Here is a 23,105-nt window from a genome sequence, read left to right on the forward strand (position 1 = left end):
TTTTATGTCTAATCTACATCATATTGTGGTTGTTGGTGGTGGTGCTGGTGGTTTAGAGCTGGTGACACAACTGGGTGATACGCTTGGTAAAAGTAAGAAAGCCAAAATCACCCTTGTCGACCAAAAACTTACCCATATTTGGAAGCCGCTACTCCACGAAATCGCTGCAGGAACCATGAATCCAAGCGATGAAGAAACCAACTACTATGCACATGCTGCTAAACATCATTATGAGTTTGTTTTAGGGCGGTTTGAACAGCTCGATCGTGAGCATAAAACCATTGAGCTAAGTAAGACGCAAATCAGTAAGTATGAATCCAACCAAGAAAAAATAGTGCTCAGTTATGACACTTTGATTCTTGCTGTTGGTTCTGTTTCCAATGATTTTAATACACCTGGCGTTAAAGAGTTTTGTCACTATTTGGATAGCCGACAACAAGCGGAAATTTTCCAACAAGACTTGCTCCACTTGTACTTAGACGCACAAAATAAAAATATTGATCGTGAACTGCATATTGCTGTCATTGGTGCGGGTGCAACAGGTGTTGAACTTTCCGCTGAGCTGGTTCAAGCCAAACAAAACTTTTATAAATACGGCTTGAATAAAATCAATCCTAACAATGTCAAAATCACCTTGGTTGAAGGTGCTGACCGTATCTTGCCTGCACTGTCTGAAAAAATGGCTGAACATGCAACTCAGCAATTAACACGCATGAAAATTGATGTCTTAACTGGAAAGCGTGTTGAAAAAGTCGATGCTGAAGCGGTTTATTTCAATGATGGTACATCTGTAGAAGCACAATTAAAAGTCTGGGCGGCGGGTATCAAAACACCTAAAGTAATTGCAAACCTAGAAGGTTTTGAAAAAGACCGCATGGGTCGTTTGAAAGTATATGCAACCTTACAAACCCAAGCAGATCCAAATATCTTTGCTTTTGGAGATTGCGCACACTGTATCTTAGATGCACGTGAAGCCCCGCTTGGTCCACGTGCACAAGTAGCAAGTCAACAAGCCGCTTTTCTGGTAGATGCCATGCATGCACGTATCAAAGGACACCAACAGCCGATGTTCCAATTTGCAGACAAAGGTTCACTGGTCTCTCTAAGCGAAAATAAAGCTGTGGGTGAATTGTTGGGTCAAGTCAATGTGCAAGGCTTTGTTGCAAAATCAATGTATGTCTCTTTATACCGTATCCATCAAGCTACCATTTATGGTTATGCACATGCAGGTCTATTAACAGCCAAAGATTTTGTTACACGAAAAATTGCACCTAAAATTAAATTGCATTGAAATCTAATTTTTAGTCCCAATCTATGAAAAAATGGTCAAAATACAGCTGAAAATGCAATTTTTTATTAAATTTAGTCTACAAAAATTGCTTTTCACTTTATGATGTAGCCTTAAAATTATCGATTACCGAATGGATCAATAACATGACTGCTATTGCAAATAACAACGTGGTTTCTTTCCACTATACGTTAACTAACGCTGAGGGTGAAACTCTTGATAAATCTCAAGGTGAACCACTTGCATATTTACATGGCGCAGGTAACATCATTCCTGGTTTAGAAAAAGCTTTAGAAGGTAAAACTGTAGGTGACAAATTTACAGTGACTATCCCTGCTGCTGAAGGTTATGGTGAATACAATCCTGACCTTGTTCAAGAAGTTCCTGCTCAAATGTTCCAAGGCGTTGAAAACATTGAAGCGGGTATGCAGTTCCAAGCTCAAACTGATGATGGCGTTCAAATCGTTACAGTTAAAGCAGTTGAAGGCGAAAACGTAATCGTTGATGCTAACTTCCCATTGGCTGGTCAAGATCTTACTTTTGAAGTAGAAATCGTAGAAGTACGTGACGCTTCTCCAGAAGAATTAGAACACGGTCATGTACATGGCGCAGGTGGTCATCACCACTAAGATCTGTTTCATCTGATCTGAAAAGGCAAAGTTTTTACTTTGCCTTTTTTATATGTATCGCGTTAAAGTGATTTGCATCATGTATCAATAAAACGATTTGTGAAAATTTTATGCAAAAACAACTCATTTGGTTTAGACAAGATTTACGTATCCATGACCACGCCGCCCTTTGGCATGCTCGCCAGTCAGGCACGGTGATCGCACTGGTTGTACTTTCACCTCAACAATGGCAAAAACATGATGATGCACCGATTAAAATCGACTTCTATCTACGTCAAATAGAGGTGCTGCAACACGCTCTAGCTAAGCTAAATATTCCGCTGATCATTCAAACCATTCCATTGTGGGAAAATATAGCAACAGAAGTCACTCAACTCTGTCAAAAATTAAATATTGAAAATATTCATGCCAATATTGAGTGTGGCGTCAATGAGTTAAATAGAGATTTTGACGTTCAAAAGCGTTTAAATAAAAATGGACATGATCTAATTTTATATCATGATCGTACATTGTTTCCTGTAGGCTCGATCCGTAATAAATCAAATCAACCCTATCAAGTCTTTGGCGCATTTAAAAAATATTGTTATGAACAACTGAGTATTTCAGTACCTCAGTGTTATCCTGCCCCTGAAGCTCAATCTTTGGATATGAGTATTTACAAAGATAAATTAAATCCGCTTCCAACAATAAAAACTCTCGGATTTGAATGTGTAGAGAAAAATACCAAAACGCAATGGCAAGTAGGCGAAGCACATGCATGGCATCTTTTAGATGAATTTGTAGACAATCATATTGAAAATTATCAAGTACATCGAGATTTTCCAAATCTTGAAGCCACCAGTCAACTCTCCGCATATTTAAATATTGGCATCATTTCGATTCGACAGTGTTTAAATGCTTTATTTAGAGCGCAACACGGTCAATTTACGATTGAAAATATAGGTCAACAAACATGGATGGACGAGTTGCTTTGGCGAGAATTTTATCAACATATACTGTTTGATTTTCCTCGTGTATCAAAGCACTTACCATTTAAACAAACAACACAAAAATTAGCATGGCGTGATGCGCCTGAGGATCTAATCGCTTGGCAAATGGGGCAGACAGGCATCCCGATTGTTGATGCTGGGATGCGCCAATTACTACAAACAGGTTGGATGCATAACCGTGTACGAATGATTGTTGCCATGTTCCTGAGCAAAAATCTTTTGATTGATTGGCGATTAGGGGAACAATGGTTTATGCAACATTTAATTGATGGCGACTTGGCTGCAAATAATGGTGGTTGGCAATGGTGCGCTTCAACAGGCACAGATTCAGTTCCCTATTTCCGTATTTTCAATCCAGTCAGCCAATCACAAAAGTTTGATGCTGAAGGTGAATATATCCGAAAATGGGTACCCGAACTTGCTGATTTGGATGCAAAAACCATTCACGAACCTTATGCCAAAAATTCAGAAATACAACTGAATTATCCTCAACCTATTGTTGATTTAAAACAAAGTCGCATCCGCGCAATTGAAGCTTTTAAGCAGATTTAAAATACTCAACTTAAAAGCTTCTCAAATTGTGGATTAGATGGCTTGACCAAAAGTTTTAAATTGATGGTTTGGGTAATTTTTTGGACGTTCAATCGATTCAAAATAGCAGTAATATTTAAAAATACTGTTTAAAGAGACATACAGTACTTTCTGTTCAGAAACAGACCAGACTTGTGCATGGTTTGAACCTGATAAAGTACTGCCACTTAATTGAAATAAATATAAATCCTGTATTCTTTGGATCTGTTTTTGAGTGGGTTCAGCAGTTAAATCAGATGAATCTAATGTCGATGAATTCAGTAATAATCTGCATGTTGAATTAATCAACCACTTTTCACTAAACCACAGTTGTAACAAATCGCCTAAGTACAGTTTTTTCTCAGAAAAAGGCCAAACATCTAAATATGCTTGCTCAACTTCAATATGATATTGTTCAGGATTTTGCAGGATAGAAAGGTAGTTTTCTTGATAAAAAGAAAATTTTTCAAAAATTTGAGAAATAGTTAGCGTCGTCATCGCGCTGTCTCCTATTTAGCCATTTTAGTGCTGGCAAGTTGGTTAAATCCACACGGTTTAAGTTAAACTTAAACGCTCTTTATGTTTTTAATCTAACAAGTCAGCTCTCGCTTTGCAACCACTCAAATCCATTTTTTTAATTTTGATCTTATTTGTTTAAATAAAAAGCATACAAGTCAAAAATGAAGAAAAGATGACATCAAAGGCTTGACCACTCGTGATATATCCTTATAATCGCATGCAGATTCTCCAATAGCTCAGTCGGTAGAGCGACGGACTGTTAATCCGCAGGTCCCTGGTTCGAGCCCAGGTTGGAGAGCCAAATTCTAAAAGCCCACTTCATTCAAGTGGGCTTTTTTTATTGCTATAAAATAAACAATTTATACAACTATAAATTTTTAAAATCATCAGAGAGGTTTAACAATTTTTCTAGGCTACCTATGCGGTAGTGAACAAGTAAATGTACCATCATCCCAAATATTGGTATTTCTAAGCTACCTATGCGGTAGTGAACATATTATTCGTGATTATTTCTCGTTTCTATTATTTCTAAGCTACCTATGCGGTAGTGAACAACAATGACGGCTGTGCAGTAGCTCGAAGTCATTTCTAAGCTACCTATGCGGTAGTGAACAAATTGCAGAGCAATTATTCAAGCAAATGATTTTTCTAAGCTACCTATGCGGTAGTGAACTAACCATATCAGTAAATTGAATTAACTTTTTTTTCTAAGCTACCTATGCGGTAGTGAACTCAGAATATGGCATTAAAAAAGTCAAACTTTATTTCTAAACTACCTATGCGGTAGTGAACACACTGTCTTTTTTCTCATATCTTATTTTTAATTTCTAAGCTACCTATGCGGTAGTGAACTCGCCCATGCGGTGCGTGGGCACTCTTATGTTTTTCTAAGCTACCTATGCGGTAGTGAACATCACCAACAACATTACTGAAGATACTGCGATTTTCTAAGCTACCTATGCGGTAGTGAACTATAATTTTAGATCAAAAAATAAAGTGATAACAGTAAGTTAAACCTAAAAATCATCAAATGACCCAAGTTTTTACTTACCAATATAACTTATTGATTTTTTTCAGTTGCTAAAGAGTAAAAAAATATTGGGTTAAAATATTCGAACAATCGTAATTCTATTAAAAGCATATTTCCCTAAATTGTTCCCTTTTGCCTCATCAGCAACAAGTTATAGCAGTATATAATACAAACTCTAATAGATTCACTCCTTAGAATCATACGACATACCTCATATAAAATAATTTATTTATCAATCAAATATTTAAAATTTAATTTATCTTGCAAACGATAATACATACTTCCTTTGCAACTCAATAAACTGCTAAAAAAGATTATTTTTATATGATGTTAAAGTTCAATAAAACTTGTGCTATAACGTAAATTTCATCAAAAATAGTGCTTATTGTTTTTATAAGAATAAAATTTTGAATTATGTATGATTCCAAGTCTGTTTCTGGAAAAAAATAGCTAACTCTTCAATGATAACTTTGACTCTTGCAGGTATGACTTTTTGAGCATGCCAAACAGCATAGACATCTCTGATTGGCAATTGCCATTCAGGTAAAACCTGTTTGAGTCTTCCAGCCTTCAAAGCATCTTCACATTGGGTAAATGGAACATAGCATAAGCCCAAGCCACGTTCTGCAAGACTGACACATAGACTGATTTCATTCACTTTTAAGCGACTAGTTTGAATTTTAAATTGATAATTTTGTTGTTGATACCGTAGTTCAAGTTGTTCTAAAGGATAAGCCAATAACCAGTCTTGTTGCGCTAAATCTTCTAGCGTCTGAATATCATGCTGATTTAAATAGTCTTGAGAAGCCACGATACAGGTTTTAATACTGGCTAATCGTTTTTGAATATATACACTATTGGGCATTTTACCGACACGCAAAGCTAAATCTGCGCCTTGAGTCATTAAATCATCAAGTACATTGTCTAATTGCAATTCAAGTTCAATCTCTGGATAGCGTTTTAGAAAAGTATTCCAAAATTCTTGCAAAGGAAAAATCGCAAGATTCATCGGCGCCAAAATTTTAATACGACCCTTAACTTGAGTTGTTTCTTCTTTTATTTCATGTGTATTTTGCAATAACGCGGTCAGTAAAGGCTGACAACGTTCGTAATAACGTTGCCCTTCTTGAGTTAACTGTATTCCTCGGCTGTTTCGATGTAATAACTTACAGCCCAAGCTTTCTTCTAATTTTTTTAAACGACGGGTCAATGTAGCAGCGGGAATATTTTGTTGTTCAGATGCCATATTCAAGCTTCCAGCTCTGACAATCGCTATAAATAAACTCAAATCATCTAACATTTCATTTTTGGAATTTATAACTACTAATAATCATCATTCTATAAAAAATGAAATCGAAGCACAATAAATCAGCTTTTTAAATAGGTTGACTAATATGCGTTACCGCTACTTTGCTTTTCCATTTTTCTTCGTTTTGCTCTTTATCAGCAATTTAAGCTACGCACACAATAACAATTCACATGAGGTCGATATGTATCAACAAACAACACCATCAACCAATCCAATCATCCATGCAATCAATCCGATCCATTTGAATATTCCTAATGTTTCACAAGCAATCGTCGTGCAACAAGGACAACTCATGTACTTGTCAGGGCATGTGCCAATAACAGAACAAGGAGAAATTTTACTGGCTGATCTGGAGAAACAACTTCATTTAGTCTTTCAAAATATTGAAAAAACACTACATCAGGCAGGTATCGGCACTCAACACTTAGTAAAAGTGACTATTTATATCCGTGATCTAAAGCCTGATCAGTTGCTCATGATTCGTAAAGTTAGAGACAAATTTATTGATCCGCAATTGCCACCTGCAAGTAGTCTGATCGGAGTTGCACAATTATTTCACCCTGATGTTTTAGTTGAAGTAGAAGCTATTGCTGTTATTCCCGCAAATCTTAACTTAACAATTTAGGAGTCACCCTATGAAATACGCCTTAATTTTTGGCAGTGCTTTATTTACTGCTTCATGCTCTGCAAATGTTACAGCACCGATAAATACCCCCAGTCAGGAAAGTAAAGTATCTCAATTTTTGGCTGAATTTATGCCCACACATTATCAAAAAGTACATGAGCAACCTGTCCCGACTGATGCTCAACAAGTGCAATGGATACGCTTTCAAAAATCACCATCATTTAGATTAGGTGAAGAAAACTTTAGCTATTTATCAGACGCTGCACATAATTTGAAAGGATTTTCTTATTTAGATGCAAGTCTGGTTCATGGAAATTTACCCAGCAAAGTACAGGCACAAAAAATTGCTGATGATTTTTTACAACGTTATGCACCTGATTTACTGCAACATAGAAAAATTCAATGGGTTGATCAGCATGATGAAACTATACAGCTCAATGGAAATAATCAAAAAATTTCAGGCATGAAAGTCAAAATGCGCAATTTAAATGATGGTCGTTGGTTTTGGGTCATAGTTGGAAAAAATCAACATCCAATTATTTTTGAAAGAGATATTGTTTGGATTAACTTTCCTGGACATCGCAAAACAGAAAAATGGCTACACGACTCATGGTTGAAAGATGAACCCTCTTATATAGGTCAAGCAAAATGAAGAATTTAAATCAGACATCACTTGAAATTTCAGCAATGGGCTTAGGATGTATGGGAATGAGTGAATTTTATGGTCAAACAGATGATCAAAATTCACTTAGAATTTTAGAGGAAGCATTTGATTCTGGGATTAATTTTTTTGATACCGCAGATACTTACGGACATGGACACAACGAAAAATTATTAGCACAGTTTATCGCACATTATCGAAATCAACGAGATGCGATAGTGATTGCAACTAAATTTGGAATTGTACGTGATCAAAATCACTATGAACGACGTATCGACAACACGCCAAAATATATTCGCCAAGCTTGTGAAGCATCTTTAACACGTTTAGGCATTGAGCAGATTGATCTATATTATTGTCATCGTCGACAAACTGAAGTCCCGATTGAGGATGTAACAGGGACACTATCAGACTTAATTCGACAAGGCAAAATCAAAAGTTTTGGTTTTTCCGAAATTTCTGCTCAATCGCTCAAAAGAGCAAATGCGGTTGCACCTGTTACGGCAGTACAAAGTGAGTATTCACTTTGGTCAAGAGAGCCAGAGCAAGAGTTACTCCAGACCTGCTCAGAACTCAATGTTGAGTTTGTTGCCTATAGTCCATTAGGACGTGCATTTTTAACGGCTGATTTAAATCCAGCAACAATGGATGCACAAGATTTCAGAAAACACCTCCCTCGATTACAAGGGGATTCATTCCATAAAAATCAGCTTTTGCTAGAAAAGTTTAGTCAAATATGTGCTTCATGGAAACATAGCAATGCCCAAGTCGCTTTAGCATGGTTAATGGGTAAATTTACTCATGTCACGCCTATTTTTGGAACCCGACAATCACGTTATTTACAAGATAACTTAAAAGCTAATCAGGTCATGTTGAGTGATATACAGATTCAGCAACTAGATCAACTCTTTAGCCCTGAGCACATACAAGGAGATCGCTATCCTCAAGCAGGTTGGGCTGGAATAGAAAAATTTTAAATCAGTGTTTTTATCGTTTTTTTGATTATAAAATCGAAAAGACCAAAATAGTACTTTGGTCTTTTCTACAGATCTCGACTTAAGCACGTCCCTTGAGGGGTACTCCACTATGGAAGCGGAAAGTTTTGTCTGGAGTTAAAATCAACTCTTTTTCCACTTCACGAATCAATTCAATACGTTGTTGAATATCTTCTTCAGGATCTTTTAATTTTGCAGTTTGAGCAACATCTAAAGCCAATGCCAAATAGTCTTCATAGTGGCGTGACTCTGATTTTAGCAAATAACGGTAATAACGCCCAAGCTCATCATCCACCAACGGTGCCAATGCGTAAAAACGCTCACACGACCGAGCTTCAACAAAAGCACCGATGACTAAAATATCAATTAAAGCTTCAGGCTCGTAAGTTCGGATTTCCTTACGTAAACCACCTGCATAACGCCCTGCACTTAATCCCTGCCACGCTTGACCACGTTTTTGCATAAATTCTAAGACTTGCTCATAGTGCAACATTTCTTCACGAACAAGCTGTGCCAGTTTCACTTGTAAATCGGTAAAAAAACTGTAGCGAAACATCAAGTTCATTGCTGTTCCTGCTGCTTTCTTTTCACAATTCGCATGATCTTGCATCAGCAATGGGAGATTGTTTAATGCTTCATCCAACCAAGCTTTTGGCGTTTCACAGCCCAAAAAAGCAATCACAGGTTGCATGAGTTCATCATAATTCATATTCGACATGATCAAAATTCAATAAGGTAAATCAAAAGGTAACTTAAGCTGCAGCTTGAATAGCGGCTTTCATGTCTTTTACAGCTTGCGCCAAACCGACAAATACACTTTCGGCAATAATAGAATGCCCAATATTCAATTCATGAATCTGTGGAATAGCAGCAATTGCAGCAACATTGTCCAAATTCAAACCATGACCCGCATTCACCACCAAACCTTGAGCTGCTGCGTATTCCGCACCTTTCACAATACGCTCAAGCTCCGCTTGTTGTTCTGCACCAGATTCAGCATCTGCATATGCACCTGTGTGCAACTCAATCGTTGGCGCACCACAGGCAATGGCTGCATCAATTTGCGCAAAGTCAGGATCAATAAATAATGAAACATCACAGCCAATTGCGGTGAGTGTTTGTGTTGCCGCTTTTACATCTGCAAAATGCCCAACAACATCCAAACCACCTTCAGTGGTCACTTCTTGGCGCTTTTCAGGCACAAAACAAACATGATGCGGTTTGATCTCTGTTGCAAATGCAACCATTTCATCAGTTACAGCAATCTCTAAATTCATTCTGGTTTTCAATACTGGTCGCATACGGCGTACATCATCATCTTGAATATGACGACGATCTTCACGCAAGTGTAAAGTAATGCCTTCCGCCCCTGCTTGTTCACAGATCAATGCTGCTTTCACAGGATCAGGATAAGTTGTTCCACGTGCTTGTCTTAGTGTTGCAACATGATCAATGTTTACACCTAGCAATGCAGCCATAACATTTTCCTAATTAACCAATAAAGTGAAATTAACGGCTCAAAGATTTAGATTGAGCGTTTTGAACCCAAAGCTGACGACTTTTTAATGGTCGATCACCCAAAAGCGATGTAATCATTTGTCGGTAGAGCTTGGACAATAATTGTAACTGTTCTGGACTAAAATCCCTACCTTTTTCATAGCTTGCCATACTCAAAATTTGTTGTCCGAGCAAAGTGGCTGAAGAAGTATGTGATACAGGAGTAAAGCCTTCTGATAATTGGAACTGATAACGTTGTGCGGGTATAATCATCTGTTGATTTGAATCATGTTCATAATCCAATGGAAAGCCTAACTCTTCCAGAAGCGCATGTTCAAACAGACGTAAAATTTGTCGAAGAAATAAATCTGCCTGTGTATGTTCAGCTAATTTCTGCAAATGTTGCAATGTCATATGATATTGCTGAAAAGTTTCAGGCATCATTTCTTCAAGTGGACAAAGCCTAAGAATGATCTCATTGAGGTAGAAACCTGAAAAAAAGGCATCTCCATAAAAGAAAATCGGCTGATTTAAAATTTCCAGTTTAGAAAAGTTTTTAAGCTCAGATTTTCCTGAAGCTTGCAAGGTAATCGGTTGATATTGAGGAGGTGGAGTTTGTCGAAGAATACCATCGACGCGACCATGCTCTTGCGTAAACAAGTGTACAATATGACTGCGTTCGCGGTATTTTCGATGATGGATTAAATAACCATGCAAGATTTCATTGCGCATCTTGCTTTATCTTAATCATCCTTTTCTTTTTTCTTGTCTTCATCGTCATCCCCATCAGGAATAACAGCTCCCACAACAGCCGCAGTCCCTTTGACTACGCCTTTTGTAGTTTTATAAGCAACTTTGACTGGAACCGTCACAATTTTAGTAATACAGCCTTGTAGCATTATGACGCATGCAAGAATGGAAATAACTCGGATCATGACAGTTCCCAACAAAATGACTTAAATATCGCTATAGCCTAGGCTTTTTAAAGCACGTTCGTCATCAGACCAACCACCTTTAACTTTGACCCAAAGCGTTAACATGATTTTTTGCTCAAACATTTTTTCCATGTCGATACGAGCATCCATACCAATTTTTTTCAGCTTAGCACCTTTTTCACCAATCACGATGGCTTTCTGGCCTGGGCGATCAACAAAAATTGTAGCATCAATGTATGTACATGCAGCTTTAGGACGACCAGTCTTTTCATTGATCGTTGCTTCTTCTGTTTTAAAGGATTCAATTTGAACTGTTAAATCATAAGGAAGTTCTTCACCTAACTGACGCATAATTTTCTCACGAATAATTTCGCTCGCAAGAAAGCGTTCAGAACGGTCAGTCAACTGATCCAATGAGTACAATGGCGGTTGGAAAGGTAGATATTTTTCAATCGCATCACGCAAATGATCCAAGTTTGCACCGCGCAATGCAGACACTGGAACAATTTCAGCAAAATTCATTAACTTTGCACGTTCTTGAATCAACGGCAACACCATGCGCTTATTTTCTAAGGTATCAATCTTGTTGATGATGAGAACCACTGGCATTTCTGCATTTTTAAGTTTCTCTAAAACCAACTCATCGTTTTGGGTCCATTTTTGGGCATCAAGCACAAATAAAACCAGATTGACATCACGTAAAGCAGAGTGTGCAGCTTTGTTCATCATTTTATTGATGGCACGCACTTCTTTTTTATGCATACCCGGAGTATCCACAAAAACTGCCTGCGACTTTTCACGGCTATCAATACCAATGATTTTATGGCGAGTAGTTTGCGGTTTACGTGAAGTAATCGATAACTTTTGACCCAATAAATGGTTCATCAAAGTGGATTTACCCACATTTGGACGTCCCACGATTGCGACAAAACCACTGCGATAATCCGAAGGAATTTCAGTGCCTTGTGAACTAAAAAATTGATTAATTAAATCATTGCCGTTTTCAGACGACTCGTGATCAGCATCATTGTGATCGGAATGTGTATTCATGCAGTTTACTGCTCCAATAGCTTTAAAAAATCCGCCGCGACTGCCTGTTCTGCAAAACGGCGACTCGATCCCTCACCCATCATTTTAGGTAAGCCATCTATAGTACATTCTACTTTAAAATGTTGATTGGGTGCATCACCTTGAATATCCACCACCTCATAAACAGGGAGATGTTTTTTACGGGCTTGTAGATACTCTTGTAAGCGTGATTTCGGGTCTTTTAACTGATCTGTAGGTTCGATATGATCCAAATAAGGTTCATACCATTTCAGAACAATGGATTCCAACAAAGGTAAATCTTGACTTTCTGTATAAATCGCCCCAATGATCGCTTCAACAGTATCTGCCAATATTGACTCACGATGATGACCGCCAGATTTCAATTCACCTGTACTTAAAATTAAACTTTGACTTAATTTTAAGTCATTGGCAATCTTACCCAACGCTTCTTGACGCACTAAAGTTGCACGCATACGGGTTAAACGCCCTTCATTTTCATGCGGATAGGCATTATATAAGTAATTTGCGATGATCATCCCCAACAATGAGTCACCCAGAAACTCTAGACGCTCATAGTTGTGTTTGTGACTCACCGAACGATGAGTCAGCGCGAGTTGTAATAACTCGGGTTGTTTAAACTGGTAACCGATTCTACTTTGTAAGCGAAGATCACTTACTTTCAACTGACCTTTGATCAAAACTCTTCTCGAAAGTGAGGACTAAATCAATATTCAGCATGAAATTTTTCCGTACTTCATATTTTTTAGTCACTTGTAAACCATCTTTAGTTGAAACAGTCGCAATATCTTCGAATTTAGTGTCTCGGATATTGTTCATTTCTAACCTTTTGTCAACTTCTGTTGCAAATTTCAATGGTGTGATTTCAGCAGAGCTATTTTTGATTTGCTCTACAATTTGACCGTTAATCACACGATCATCCCAGTATAATGGCCATACAGCTACTATGATTTTCAACATAAAAGCTAAAGCAATTATCCCCAATAAAATTCCAATATATGAAGCGCCTTGTTGATTTTTACGCATTTTTTTATCCAACAGGTAAGAATAAATAATCCCTAATGACAATTAAAAAATCAGCAACCGCCAAGATCAAACCATTTGATTTAGGCAGATTCATCATTTTCAATTGGCTATAAACTTCTTATACACTGGAAAACAATACTGTGATAAAAAATTTATCGCCACTATTATCCTTTAAACGACGTCAAGTTGCTAGTTCAAATCATTTGTTCTGTTTTATTTTTCTTATAAATCAATATAACTTCATAGTTTTAACAGATAAAAAAGAAAGGTCAATAAACATTGACCTTTCTTTATTTCTAACGCTTGCTGCAACTCGGTTTTATTGAATTGCTCCATTACGGCTAAATGATGGAATTTTTAGACCTGGCTCTTTATGCATCCAAACATAAATTGCATGCCCTGTTAAATTCTCTTCAGGTACAAATCCCCAAAAACGACTGTCGGCACTTTGGTCACGGTTATCACCCATCGCAAAATATTGACCTTTAGGCACAGTCACTTCCCAACTTTGACCATTTGACTTCACAAAGCGATCATTTGCAGTCGCTACATAAGGTAAGTCTTGTTTGTTCTGTGCATAATTGAATGCAGCAACAAGCGGATTTTGACCTTCCAATAAACGAACTAAATGCTTATGGGTACCCATTGTTTCATAGTAGTAAATCGATTTTGGTGTATCTAAAATATCTTTTTCACGACTAAATTCAGCTGGAACTTGCTCTACATTTTTGCCATTAATCGTCAACTGACCTTGATTAAATTCAATATGGTCACCCGGTAATCCAATAATACGCTTGATATAGCTAATTTTTGGATTTTCAGGATAACGGAATACAGCAACATCACCACGTTGTGGTTCACCAATATCCAGAATCTTGGTATTGGTAATTGGTAAACGTACGCCATACTGAAACTTATTGACCAAAATATAATCTCCTGTCTCTAGGGTCGGAACCATAGAGTCAGAAGGAATATTGAATGGCTCAAAGAAGAAAGAGCGTAAAACAAGAACAACCGCTAGAACAGGCCAGAAATCATATGCCCATGAAATAACGACATTTTCATTCCCCTTTCCTTTTGTTGCACGTTGTTTCAGTACAAACTTATCAAGTAACCACAGCGCAAAAAATACCAGCGTTACAGGAACGAGAATTAAATTAAAATCAAAATCCATGACCAATCAGACCTCTAGTTTTTATCTTTCTACTTTTAACACAGCAAGGAACGCTTCTTGTGGGATTTCAACACTACCCACCTGCTTCATACGTTTCTTACCTTCTTTTTGTTTAGATAACAATTTCTTCTTACGAGAAACGTCACCACCATAACATTTAGCCAATACGTTTTTACGCATCGCTTTTACCGTTGAACGCGCAATGATTTGCGCACCAATTGCGGCTTGAATCGCAACATCAAACATTTGACGTGGAATCAAATCCTTCATTTTTTCAACTAAAGCAATACCGCGGTGACGTGCATCATTACGATGACAAATCATTGCTAAAGCATCAACCTTATCACCATTAATTAATACATCAACCTTAACCAGAGATGAACTTTCAAAACGGACAAAGTTATAATCTAAAGAGGCAAAACCACGTGAGCATGACTTCAATTTATCAAAGAAATCCATGACCACTTCAGCCATCGGAATTTCAAAGCTAATCGACACTTGATTACCCAAGAACTTCATATCTTTTTGTACACCACGACGCTCAATACACAGCGTCATCACATTGCCCAAATATTCTTGAGGAACAAGGATATGACATTCTGCAATGGGTTCACGTAAATCTTCTACAGTTGAACCGTCTGGCATTTTAGATGGACTGTCGATATAAATCGTTTGACCATTTTTCATCAATGCTTCATAGATCACTGTTGGTGCAGAACTGATCAGATCTAAATCATACTCACGTTCTAAACGTTCCTGTACGATTTCCATGTGCAACATGCCTAAGAAGCCACAGCGGAAACCAAAACCAAGCGCATCTGAACTTTCAGGTTCAAAGAATAATGCAGAGTCATTGATTTGCAGTTTGTGTAAGGCTTCACGGAATGGTTCAAAATCGCTGGCATCAATTGGGAACAAGCCCGCATAGACCTGTGGTTTGACCTTTTTAAAGCCGGGTAAAGTTTCAACTTCTGGTGTTGTTGCTAGTGTAATCGTATCACCCACTGGCGCACCAAAAATATCTTTGATCCCCGCAATCACAAAACCAACTTCACCAGCCTCTAAAATGCCTGTTTCTGTATGTTTTGGATTGAAAATACCCACTGAGGTAATGATATGCGACTGACCTGTTGATTTCATCAACATCTTATCGCCTTTACGCACACGACCTTGTTTGATCCGAACCAAAGAAACCACGCCCAAATAGTTATCAAACCATGAGTCAATAATCAGTGCTTGGAGCGGTGCATCACGATCACCTTGAGGTGCAGGAATAATATCAACCAAAGTTTCTAAAACTGACTCAACACCTAAACCTGTTTTTGCTGAACAAGTCGGTGCATGTGTTGCTTCAATTCCAATAATTTCTTCAATTTCATGGATTACACGTTCAGGTTCAGCTTGAGGCAAGTCAATTTTATTCAAAATTGGCAGTACTTCTAAACCTTGTTCAATGGCGGTATAACAGTTGGCAACTGATTGCGCTTCTACACCTTGTGCAGCATCGACCACCAATAAAGCACCCTCACAGGCAGCCAATGAGCGAGAAACTTCATAAGAGAAGTCAACGTGTCCCGGAGTATCAATAAAGTTTAACTGGTATTCTTGACCATTTGGGTGCGTGTAATACAATGTTACCGAAGCCGCTTTAATGGTAATTCCACGCTCACGCTCAAGCTCCATAGAGTCTAAAACCTGAGCCTGCATTTCACGATCTTGTAATCCACCACACATTTGGATAAATCGGTCAGCAAGAGTCGACTTTCCGTGGTCGATGTGAGCGATAATAGAAAAATTGCGTATGTTATTGATATTAACAGACTTCTTAGCTACTGCCATAAACTACTCTAAAAATATGTACACCATCATGTACTCAATATCAAAAGTACCTATGGCGTGCAAAAAATGAAATTTCCCAATTGCTGCACAGTATAAGCAGATCAATGTTAAAAATATAGTAAGGCTTTGAGAAAAACTATCTCTACGATAGGCTGTATGTAAGTTTCCCTTTCAATCTATTTCATCTTTTTCCTGCTTTTTATTTGCCTTAGTTTTAGTTGGAAACTGAACATGAGCAGGGATAAATAACGCGATTAAACCACCGAATAGTGTGCTGATGATGATCAGCAAATGCAATTGTACAGCGGCAAATAATAATGCTTTAGCTTCTGAGAGATTAAACAGTTTTCCAGTTGCCAATATTGCGGCTTCATAGGTCCCAAGTCCTGCTGGCGCATGAATAGGCAATACGGAACTCAACTCACCTCCAATACTCACACCCACTGCTTCCCACCATTGCAATGGAATGAACCAGCCTAAAACAGCTGCAAAAACCATAATCTTGCTTCCCCAGCAGATGAGTGTGAATAACCAACTCCGCAACAAACTGTTCAAATGTAATGGCATTGCCAATAAAACTTGTTCAAGTAAATTTTTCAATCGCCCCTGAGTATTAAGCTTTTCTGAATAACGTTTTAGCCTCGGCGTAAAAAATAATATTATTAATGGAGACGTGAACCATAAAACCATCCCCCCCCACAACCATACATTATTGGAGTGTTTTAACAATAAAAGGGTGAGGAAACCCAATCCAAGCAGCACTTGTAAATCAAGTATTCTAAGCAGTAATAATCCCGCGGTCGCATAGCTAAGGCTTACAGTAAAATAACGTCGCATCAGTATAGGAAAACTAATTTCTCCAGAACGAAAAGGCAATAAGTTATTGAGTAGATTATGAATCAGCATGATTCGGCAACATGTCATCCCCTGCCCACGAGTGATGGGTAAAAAGAAATCATAAATTCGCCAACCTCGTATCAGATAAGTCATCTGCATCAGGATCAAAGCCATAATCAAATATTGGATAGGTACATGTGTCCAAGCCTGAATGACTTGTAACCAACCAAACCACCATTCAATCACCGCACCATACAAAACGATGGCAATCATCAGTAACAGTTGTGGCAAATATTTGGGTCGCCTGCCAACTTGATTATTTATATTTAGATCTCTCTGTTCAGACACAGGCGCTACCTTTTGTTATTGTCATTAAAAAATAATGGAATCGTAATCTTTCAGTTAAATTTAACAATATATAATTCAAACACGAACCAATAACAATTACATCTGCTATGCATAACGCATTTTTATTACAACCTGAAGAAGAGCTTTATCTACTTAAGCCCTCTTACTCATCTATTTTTTTCTCACTGATTATTCCTCTTTACAATGAAGAGGAAACCGTTGTCGCTTTAATCGACACCATACAACGGGCTTTAGGCACTCAACAGCAACCTTGGGAATTAATCGTGGTTGATGATGGTAGTTGTGATGCTACTGTAAACACTATTCAACAAAAATTACTTCAAAGCCCTTTGAATGCACGACTGATTCAATTAAGCCGCAACTATGGGCAAACAGCAGCCATGCAGGCTGGAATTGACGAGTCTCAAGGGCAGTATATTGTGACAATGGATGGTGACTTACAGAACGATCCACATGATATTCCAGCCATGTTGCAACAACTGATCGATCAGGATCTTGATCTCTTGGTGGGGTGGCGTAAAAACCGACAAGACGCCTTATTGTTAAGAAAAATTCCATCCTTACTCGCCAATCGATTGATTGGTCGAATATCAGGTCTACGCTTACATGATTATGGATGCAGCCTAAAAATATACCGTGCCGAAATTATCAAACAAATCCGTTTAGTCGGCGAAATGCATCGTTTTATTCCTTTGTGGGTTGCCAGTGTCGTTCCCGTTTCACGTATTGGAGAGGTACCAGTACGTCACCATGCCAGACAATTCGGGCAATCCAAATATGGTATTTCTCGAACGATTCGCGTGATATTAGATTTAATGTCAGTGATGTTCTTTCAACGTTATCTCATGCGTCCCGGTCATTTATTTGGTTCAATCGGACTGCTCTTGGGCTGTATCGGTAGTGTGATGCTGACCTATCTGGCAATTGATAAATATATTCTGGGTCACTCCATCGGTACACGTCCCATGCTGCTCATTGGCGTGATGTGCGTGTTGATGTCACTACAATTTTTGATGACTGGTATTATCGCTGAACTGATTACTCGAACTTATCTAGACAGTAAAAATCATAAAAGCTATCTGATCCGTCGTGTTTACCAGCATCGGAGGGGGCAATGACAGGTCAGACATCAATATTAATCTCCCCGCTTTTTCAATCAACCCAAAAACTTTTTCAATCGCGTTGGTTAATTTTATTGCTCGCTTTGAATTTTTTAATAGGTTTGGGAAGCTCACCCTTATTTGATCTTGATGAAGGTGCTTTTAGTTCTGCGACCATGGAAATGTTAATTCGAGGCGATTATATCACCACCTATATGGGCGGTGAATTGCGCTTTGACAAGCCCATTTTGATCTACTGGTTGCAAGCCATTTCTGTCTTTCTATTTGGATTAAATGAATTCTCATTACGCCTTCCTTCTGCAATCTGTGCGACGCTTTGGTGTTGGGCTGTTTATGAGTTTTGCAGGCATTTTTTAAACACATCGAAAGCGACTACAGCATGTATTTTACTCGCCAGCTCCTTGATCATTTCAATTATCGCACGCGCAGCCACAGCTGATGCTTTGCTTAATTTATGGATCTGTCTTGCGTTATTTGATGCTTATCGTCATTTTAATCAGCAAGACACTCAACAAAGCTCGGCAAAATATGCCTTACGCGCTTATTTATGGGTCGGTTTAGGTGTGCTAACCAAAGGTCCGATTGCTATTTTAATCCCCATTGCCAGCATCACAATTTACGCCTTATTAAGTAAAAAAATTAAAGCTTGGCAACGTTTACTAATCAATCCACTTGGATGGTTAATCTGCCTTACAGTTTTCTTACCTTGGTACATTGCTGAATATCTCGCACAAGGGCAAGCATTTATTGACGGCTTTTTCTTAAAGCACAATCTTTCTCGATTTTCCAATACGATGGAAAATCATGGTGGGAATTTACTTTACTACCTGCCTGTAAGTTTATTGGTTTTTATGCCTGTCACAGGTTTCTTTCTTCAGTTATTAAGTCATCTGCGGCTGTTTCTTTCTTCTTCTGCTTTAAAGCGTCTTGATTCGCTCGATATTTTTTGCTGGAGCTGGTTTTTATTTGTGCTGATATTCTTCAGCTTTTCTAAAACCCAGCTTCCACATTATCTTTTATATGGTGTAACACCAATTTTTATCCTGATGGCAAAATATCGCGATCAACTGCGATCACGCTACTTAGTCGCATTACCCATCATTTTATTGATGCTGCTGCTGATTTTTCTTCCAGAAATTGGACAGTACGTTATTGCACATGAAAAGAAAATTGAAGTGGTGGCAATGGTCCGGGATGGATTACCATTTTTGGATTTGCAATATCGGCTTTCTATTTTTTTCGCACTCCTCCTCATACTCATCATTTTATTCCGTAGTCAATACGTGCTTTGGCTACGTCAGGTTTTAGCCAGCATCATTTTCAGTTTAACCATCATTCATGTAGTGATACCTGCCTATGCATCTATCCAGCAGCAGCCTGTCAAACAAGCTGGAATATTTGCGCAGAAGATTACGCAACCCATTGTGATGTGGCGTCATGACATGCCCAGTTTCAGTATCTACTTACAAAAAGTTGTTCCTATACGAGAACCTAGACCTGGCGAGGTGGTTTTTACAGGTTTAGAAAATCTTCAAGCCTTTCCTAATGCAGAAGTTCTATTCAACAAAGGAGGTGTTGTTTTAGTCAAACTTCCAAAAATGAAAGGAAGTTCATGATGATTCTATTCTTTATTGTTCCAATATTTTGCGTTTTAGCTTGGGAACTTATTCATCACTATTATGCAATCAATACGCCGCTTTTCTTAATGATCAATGGAATGCCACCACACTCAGATTGGTTTTGGCAAAATATAACCTTTATGGGAGATGGTTTAACGGCTTATGTCCTGTTGATATTTTTCTGTCGTCACAACGCTCATCTACTTTGGTTAGGTCTTCTTGCCGTACTCATTACTGGCTTAGGTGTACATGTCGTTAAACAATTCCTTGAAATTGTTCGTCCGATTACTTATCTAGGCATAGACAATGTTGAGATCATCGGAAAGACACTAAAATATCATAGCTTCCCTTCCGGTCATGCCGCAACAGCATTTGTACTGGCGGGTGTATTGAGTAAATATATTAAGCTCAATAGTTTTAGATATCACAGAGCATTTACTTTCTGTGTAATTTCATTGGCAACGTTGATCGCATTAAGCCGTGTGGTGGTTGGTGTTCACTGGCCATTAGATATTGTGATTGGTGCGCTGTGGGGATGGTATAGCGCAACAATCATCCTAAAACTGTCCTCAAAAAACAAACAAATTGGTCGAACTCGTTTTAGTGCCAATATTTTATATGCTTTAGCCGCAATCAGTGCAGGTTTTCTATGGCGTTTTGATGGTGGTTATCCACTTGCTTTAGGTTTGGCAAAATTATTATCTGTCTGTGCTTTGACCTACATTACCCTTATTCTAATCGAGCTAAATTTTCGGGTTAAATTGGTCTTTGATCACAGCTACCGCCCACGATTACGTTCAACGTCAATTCAACTACAGACTGTTGCTTTTGAGAAAAATAAATCTTAAATTTAAAGTTTTCACTCGCACTTGAGTTTTACCTTTTTCTTTAACTTATAAAGCAATATTCAACCTGTAATATTTTATTGGATGAATTAATCCAAACTATTTTAATGATCAAACTCAAAACAAATCATGAGTCTTGATTCAAACTGTTACGATTGAGTTTAAATCATAAGGATCTATGTCTGTATTTATCGGTTGATAAGCCTGTATAAAGGTTGGTGACATGCGCTTTGGGCGACCTGTGGCAATTTCAATGCACGCCCATTTGGTATTGCCTGTAAATAGTAAAGTCTGATCTTTGGCATTAAAAAACGCATACTGACGGAAAGAATACAAGGCGTTAATATCATAGAGCCATGTCCGTAAAATGATCTTATCATCTAACATCGCTGCTTTACGGTACTGCACATGATGCTCCACGGCTACCATAGCATGCTTCATTTCTAAATATTGATCTAAGCCCACACCTAAGGTTTCAATATGTGCTGAAGCCACATCCTGCATCCATTGCACATAGACAACATTATTCACATGACCTAAAACATCGATATGTTCTGGTTTAACTTGAAGAACCAAATCAAATACTGAGCTCATGTAAACGTTCCTTCTCTCTTGATCACTATTTAAAAAATCTGCTGCATTTTGACATAAAAAAGCCACTCTTAGAGTGGCTGATTCACATCAATTCGATTTATTGAATACGTAATCCAATCATCGCATGTTGCCCTTCACGCACAATTGCCACACGTGCAACGGTATTTTTCTGCAACTCTGCTACAGCATCCACGAAATCATTCGGTGTGTTGATTTTCTTATTGTTCACTTGCGTAATCACATCACCTGGCAAGATTCGAGATTGAGCAGCCAAACCGCCTCGTGTTACATCTTGAATTAACACACCACCTTTCACATTTAAACGATTCTTTTCTTGCTCAGTCAAAGCACGAATCGCAACACCAATCACAGGACCTTTGTGAGGCTTAGCTGACGTTGTCGTATTATCAACTTTTGCAGGAGTATCATCAGGAGCAACAGTTAATGTTGCTGTAATCACTCTCGGCTTATCATCACGCAATACTTCAAGTTTCACAGATTGATTTGGTTGAGTACGATTCAAATAATTCAATAATTCTGAAGTACGTGAAATTGGTGAACCATTATATTTTAGGATCACATCGCCTGATTTAAAGCCCGCTTTTTCTGCTGGCGAATTTGGTGCCACTTGAGTAATCAATGAACCTTCGGGTTTATCCAACTTATACGCTTCCGCAAGATTTCGATCGATATCTTGTAACATTACACCAAGATATGAGCGTGTCACCTTACCATTCTTCTTCAGTTGGTCCACGACATCCATCGCGACATCTATCGGAATAGAGAATGACAAGCCCATATATCCACCTGTACCACTAAAGATACGTGAATTTACTCCAACCACTTGACCTTGTTGGTTAAACAATGGACCACCTGAGTTACCAGGGTTTAAGGCAACATCAGTTTGAATAAATGGAACAGAAGTTTCGCCCATCATATTTCGCGATTTCGCACTGACAATACCTGCTGATGCAGAATAGTCAAAACCAAATGGTGAACCAATCGCAAGTACAGGCTGCCCCACTTTAAGTTGATCGACATTGCCTACCGACAATGATGGGAAATTATTTCCTTCAACTTTAAGCAAAGCCACATCTGTACGTTCATCACTCCCCACCACTTTAGCATCAATTTCGCGACGGTCATTGAGCATGATGGTCACTTTAGAAGCATCTTCAACCACGTGATGGTTGGTGAGTAGATAACCATCTTTACTGATAAAGAACGCACTGCCATAAGCTGTTTTTTCTTGTGGCGCTCGCTGTTGCGGAATAATGATCTGATTACCAAAGAAACGTTTCAGAATTTCAGGCACTTGCTGCTGTAGCAATTCTTCCTGAGACAGTTTTTTCACAACGTTTACACTGACAACTGCCGGACTCACCTGTTCAACCAAATTTGAAAAATCGACAGGTGTTGAAGCTTGTACTTGTGATGTAGCCGCAGCGACAGTGAATACTGCTGCATACATTCCTTTTTGCATTAGACCATTACTCATTTATCACGAACCTACATCTGATGATTGTGCTTAAAAAATATTTGTAACATATTATTTGATGTCTTTGC

23 protein-coding genes, 1 tRNA gene and 1 CRISPR repeat array are annotated in these 23,105 nt (G+C 38.3%); of the genes, 10 read left to right on the forward strand and 14 right to left on the reverse strand.

All coding sequences use genetic code 11. From position 1 onward, the window contains the following. Positions 1-4 precede the first annotated feature (4 nt). The 3 genes from AAV97_RS20220 to phrB all read left to right on the forward strand — a co-directional run bounded on the left by AAV97_RS20220 (position 5) and on the right by phrB (position 3,458). On the forward strand, positions 5-1,291 hold the full coding sequence (locus AAV97_RS20220) for an NAD(P)/FAD-dependent oxidoreductase (RefSeq protein ID WP_046761558.1): 1,287 nt from the start codon (positions 5-7) through the stop codon (positions 1,289-1,291). A 143-nt stretch (positions 1,292-1,434) separates the two neighbouring features. After that, the gene (locus AAV97_RS20225) at positions 1,435-1,917 is read left to right on the forward strand and encodes an FKBP-type peptidyl-prolyl cis-trans isomerase (RefSeq protein WP_004829245.1); all 483 of its coding nucleotides are present in this window, start codon (positions 1,435-1,437) and stop codon (positions 1,915-1,917) included. A 110-nt stretch (positions 1,918-2,027) separates the two neighbouring features. Next, complete coding sequence (gene phrB, locus AAV97_RS20230; protein ID WP_046761559.1) at positions 2,028-3,458, forward strand: deoxyribodipyrimidine photo-lyase; 1,431 nt, start codon at positions 2,028-2,030, stop codon at positions 3,456-3,458. A 33-nt stretch (positions 3,459-3,491) separates the two neighbouring features. On the opposite strand, the gene AAV97_RS20235 is transcribed toward phrB, so the two are convergent. Beyond that, positions 3,492-3,974, reverse strand: coding sequence for a hypothetical protein (locus AAV97_RS20235; RefSeq protein ID WP_009584186.1), 483 nt, complete (start codon positions 3,972-3,974; stop codon positions 3,492-3,494). Positions 3,975-4,220: 246 nt separating this feature from the next. On the opposite strand from AAV97_RS20235, the gene AAV97_RS20240 reads away from it, so the two are divergent. Beyond that, positions 4,221-4,296, forward strand: a tRNA-Asn gene (locus AAV97_RS20240). A 104-nt stretch (positions 4,297-4,400) separates the two neighbouring features. Then, positions 4,401-4,967: a CRISPR direct-repeat array (repeat unit 28 nt; unit sequence TTTCTAAGCTACCTATGCGGTAGTGAAC). A gap of 470 nt (positions 4,968-5,437) precedes the next feature. Here the strand turns inward: AAV97_RS20240 and AAV97_RS20245 are convergent. After that, complete coding sequence (locus tag AAV97_RS20245; RefSeq protein WP_046761602.1) at positions 5,438-6,271, reverse strand: LysR family transcriptional regulator; 834 nt, start codon at positions 6,269-6,271, stop codon at positions 5,438-5,440. A gap of 148 nt (positions 6,272-6,419) precedes the next feature. On the opposite strand from AAV97_RS20245, the gene AAV97_RS20250 reads away from it, so the two are divergent. The 3 genes from AAV97_RS20250 to AAV97_RS20260 are packed head-to-tail and all read left to right on the forward strand — an operon-like array spanning position 6,420 to position 8,597. Next, a complete protein-coding gene (locus AAV97_RS20250) occupies positions 6,420-6,959 on the forward strand; it encodes a RidA family protein (RefSeq protein WP_228136575.1) in 540 nt (179 codons plus the stop codon). A 10-nt stretch (positions 6,960-6,969) separates the two neighbouring features. Then, positions 6,970-7,611, forward strand: a complete 642-nt coding sequence (locus AAV97_RS20255) for a hypothetical protein (RefSeq protein ID WP_046761560.1) — start codon at positions 6,970-6,972, stop codon at positions 7,609-7,611. Then, positions 7,608-8,597, forward strand: coding sequence for an aldo/keto reductase (locus tag AAV97_RS20260; RefSeq protein WP_046761561.1), 990 nt, complete (start codon positions 7,608-7,610; stop codon positions 8,595-8,597). Before AAV97_RS20255 ends, AAV97_RS20260 begins: the two co-directional genes overlap by 4 nt. 79 nt (positions 8,598-8,676) lie before the next feature. Here AAV97_RS20260 and AAV97_RS20265 read toward each other — a convergent pair whose 3' ends face one another. From AAV97_RS20265 to AAV97_RS20310, 10 genes are all read right to left on the reverse strand, one after another. Further along, a complete protein-coding gene (locus AAV97_RS20265; RefSeq protein ID WP_009584207.1) occupies positions 8,677-9,333 on the reverse strand; it encodes a tRNA-(ms[2]io[6]A)-hydroxylase in 657 nt (218 codons plus the stop codon). Positions 9,334-9,367: 34 nt separating this feature from the next. Beyond that, positions 9,368-10,093: a pyridoxine 5'-phosphate synthase gene (gene pdxJ, locus AAV97_RS20270; RefSeq protein ID WP_042087669.1), complete on the reverse strand. Its 726-nt coding sequence runs from the start codon at positions 10,091-10,093 to the stop codon at positions 9,368-9,370. A 31-nt stretch (positions 10,094-10,124) separates the two neighbouring features. After that, a complete protein-coding gene (gene recO, locus AAV97_RS20275) occupies positions 10,125-10,844 on the reverse strand; it encodes a DNA repair protein RecO (RefSeq protein ID WP_004829264.1) in 720 nt (239 codons plus the stop codon). A gap of 11 nt (positions 10,845-10,855) precedes the next feature. Continuing rightward, positions 10,856-11,047, reverse strand: coding sequence for an NF038104 family lipoprotein (locus AAV97_RS20280; RefSeq protein WP_004829266.1), 192 nt, complete (start codon positions 11,045-11,047; stop codon positions 10,856-10,858). A 21-nt stretch (positions 11,048-11,068) separates the two neighbouring features. Continuing rightward, positions 11,069-12,097, reverse strand: coding sequence for a GTPase Era (gene era / locus AAV97_RS20285; RefSeq protein WP_004829267.1), 1,029 nt, complete (start codon positions 12,095-12,097; stop codon positions 11,069-11,071). Between the two features lie 5 nt (positions 12,098-12,102). Then, entirely contained in the window at positions 12,103-12,795 is a 693-nt protein-coding gene (gene rnc, locus AAV97_RS20290) for a ribonuclease III (protein WP_004829269.1), read from the reverse strand. Continuing rightward, entirely contained in the window at positions 12,767-13,141 is a 375-nt protein-coding gene (locus tag AAV97_RS20295; RefSeq protein WP_004829270.1) for a DUF4845 domain-containing protein, read from the reverse strand. The genes rnc and AAV97_RS20295 overlap by 29 nt, the downstream gene beginning before the upstream one ends. Positions 13,142-13,460: 319 nt before the next feature. After that, positions 13,461-14,315, reverse strand: a complete 855-nt coding sequence (lepB, locus tag AAV97_RS20300; RefSeq protein ID WP_009584153.1) for a signal peptidase I — start codon at positions 14,313-14,315, stop codon at positions 13,461-13,463. A 21-nt stretch (positions 14,316-14,336) separates the two neighbouring features. Beyond that, a complete protein-coding gene (gene lepA / locus AAV97_RS20305) occupies positions 14,337-16,154 on the reverse strand; it encodes a translation elongation factor 4 (protein WP_004829275.1) in 1,818 nt (605 codons plus the stop codon). Positions 16,155-16,325: 171 nt separating this feature from the next. Next, the gene (locus AAV97_RS20310) at positions 16,326-17,339 is read right to left on the reverse strand and encodes a lysylphosphatidylglycerol synthase domain-containing protein (RefSeq protein ID WP_228136576.1); all 1,014 of its coding nucleotides are present in this window, start codon (positions 17,337-17,339) and stop codon (positions 16,326-16,328) included. Positions 17,340-17,446: 107 nt separating this feature from the next. On the opposite strand from AAV97_RS20310, the gene AAV97_RS20315 reads away from it, so the two are divergent. The 3 genes from AAV97_RS20315 to AAV97_RS20325 are packed head-to-tail and all read left to right on the forward strand — an operon-like array spanning position 17,447 to position 20,948. Then, positions 17,447-18,478 (forward strand): glycosyltransferase family 2 protein, encoded by a 1,032-nt coding sequence (locus AAV97_RS20315; protein WP_046761563.1) that lies wholly within the window; start codon positions 17,447-17,449, stop codon positions 18,476-18,478. Next, complete coding sequence (locus tag AAV97_RS20320; RefSeq protein WP_046761564.1) at positions 18,475-20,097, forward strand: ArnT family glycosyltransferase; 1,623 nt, start codon at positions 18,475-18,477, stop codon at positions 20,095-20,097. Before AAV97_RS20315 ends, AAV97_RS20320 begins: the two co-directional genes overlap by 4 nt. Further along, complete coding sequence (locus AAV97_RS20325) at positions 20,094-20,948, forward strand: phosphatase PAP2 family protein (protein WP_046761565.1); 855 nt, start codon at positions 20,094-20,096, stop codon at positions 20,946-20,948. Before AAV97_RS20320 ends, AAV97_RS20325 begins: the two co-directional genes overlap by 4 nt. 138 nt (positions 20,949-21,086) lie before the next feature. On the opposite strand, the gene AAV97_RS20330 is transcribed toward AAV97_RS20325, so the two are convergent. Together AAV97_RS20330 and AAV97_RS20335 are read right to left on the reverse strand one after the other, a co-directional pair. Beyond that, entirely contained in the window at positions 21,087-21,539 is a 453-nt protein-coding gene (locus tag AAV97_RS20330) for an acyl-CoA thioesterase (protein WP_004829286.1), read from the reverse strand. Positions 21,540-21,636: 97 nt separating this feature from the next. Beyond that, positions 21,637-23,037 carry a Do family serine endopeptidase gene (locus tag AAV97_RS20335; protein ID WP_004829291.1) on the reverse strand — a complete coding sequence of 467 codons (1,401 nt, stop codon included), beginning with the start codon at positions 23,035-23,037 and terminating at the stop codon, positions 21,637-21,639. Between the last annotated feature and the right edge of the window lie 68 nt (positions 23,038-23,105).

The organism is Acinetobacter sp. Ag2 (genome assembly GCF_001005515.1).
Lineage (GTDB): Bacteria > Pseudomonadota > Gammaproteobacteria > Pseudomonadales > Moraxellaceae > Acinetobacter > Acinetobacter bereziniae.

What these genes read in the sequence shown, in the direction of transcription:
- AAV97_RS20325 (WP_046761565.1), top strand. Translation starts at nt 20,094, where the DNA reads ATGATGATTCTATTCTTTATTGTTCCAATATTTTGCGTTTTAGCTTGG.
- AAV97_RS20225 (WP_004829245.1), top strand. Translation starts at nt 1,435, where the DNA reads ATGACTGCTATTGCAAATAACAACGTGGTTTCTTTCCACTATACGTTA.
- AAV97_RS20315 (WP_046761563.1), top strand. Translation starts at nt 17,447, where the DNA reads ATGCATAACGCATTTTTATTACAACCTGAAGAAGAGCTTTATCTACTT.
- AAV97_RS20330 (WP_004829286.1), bottom strand. Translation starts at nt 21,539, where the DNA reads ATGAGCTCAGTATTTGATTTGGTTCTTCAAGTTAAACCAGAACATATC.
- AAV97_RS20320 (WP_046761564.1), top strand. Translation starts at nt 18,475, where the DNA reads ATGACAGGTCAGACATCAATATTAATCTCCCCGCTTTTTCAATCAACC.
- AAV97_RS20260 (WP_046761561.1), top strand. Translation starts at nt 7,608, where the DNA reads ATGAAGAATTTAAATCAGACATCACTTGAAATTTCAGCAATGGGCTTA.
- AAV97_RS20245 (WP_046761602.1), bottom strand. Translation starts at nt 6,271, where the DNA reads ATGGCATCTGAACAACAAAATATTCCCGCTGCTACATTGACCCGTCGT.
- recO (WP_004829264.1), bottom strand. Translation starts at nt 10,844, where the DNA reads ATGCGCAATGAAATCTTGCATGGTTATTTAATCCATCATCGAAAATAC.
- era (WP_004829267.1), bottom strand. Translation starts at nt 12,097, where the DNA reads ATGAATACACATTCCGATCACAATGATGCTGATCACGAGTCGTCTGAA.
- AAV97_RS20220 (WP_046761558.1), top strand. Translation starts at nt 5, where the DNA reads ATGTCTAATCTACATCATATTGTGGTTGTTGGTGGTGGTGCTGGTGGT.
- lepB (WP_009584153.1), bottom strand. Translation starts at nt 14,315, where the DNA reads ATGGATTTTGATTTTAATTTAATTCTCGTTCCTGTAACGCTGGTATTT.
- AAV97_RS20235 (WP_009584186.1), bottom strand. Translation starts at nt 3,974, where the DNA reads ATGACGACGCTAACTATTTCTCAAATTTTTGAAAAATTTTCTTTTTAT.
- AAV97_RS20295 (WP_004829270.1), bottom strand. Translation starts at nt 13,141, where the DNA reads ATGCGTAAAAATCAACAAGGCGCTTCATATATTGGAATTTTATTGGGG.
- AAV97_RS20280 (WP_004829266.1), bottom strand. Translation starts at nt 11,047, where the DNA reads ATGATCCGAGTTATTTCCATTCTTGCATGCGTCATAATGCTACAAGGC.
- AAV97_RS20255 (WP_046761560.1), top strand. Translation starts at nt 6,970, where the DNA reads ATGAAATACGCCTTAATTTTTGGCAGTGCTTTATTTACTGCTTCATGC.
- lepA (WP_004829275.1), bottom strand. Translation starts at nt 16,154, where the DNA reads ATGGCAGTAGCTAAGAAGTCTGTTAATATCAATAACATACGCAATTTT.
- AAV97_RS20250 (WP_228136575.1), top strand. Translation starts at nt 6,420, where the DNA reads ATGCGTTACCGCTACTTTGCTTTTCCATTTTTCTTCGTTTTGCTCTTT.
- AAV97_RS20265 (WP_009584207.1), bottom strand. Translation starts at nt 9,333, where the DNA reads ATGTCGAATATGAATTATGATGAACTCATGCAACCTGTGATTGCTTTT.
- phrB (WP_046761559.1), top strand. Translation starts at nt 2,028, where the DNA reads ATGCAAAAACAACTCATTTGGTTTAGACAAGATTTACGTATCCATGAC.
- pdxJ (WP_042087669.1), bottom strand. Translation starts at nt 10,093, where the DNA reads ATGGCTGCATTGCTAGGTGTAAACATTGATCATGTTGCAACACTAAGA.
- AAV97_RS20335 (WP_004829291.1), bottom strand. Translation starts at nt 23,037, where the DNA reads ATGAGTAATGGTCTAATGCAAAAAGGAATGTATGCAGCAGTATTCACT.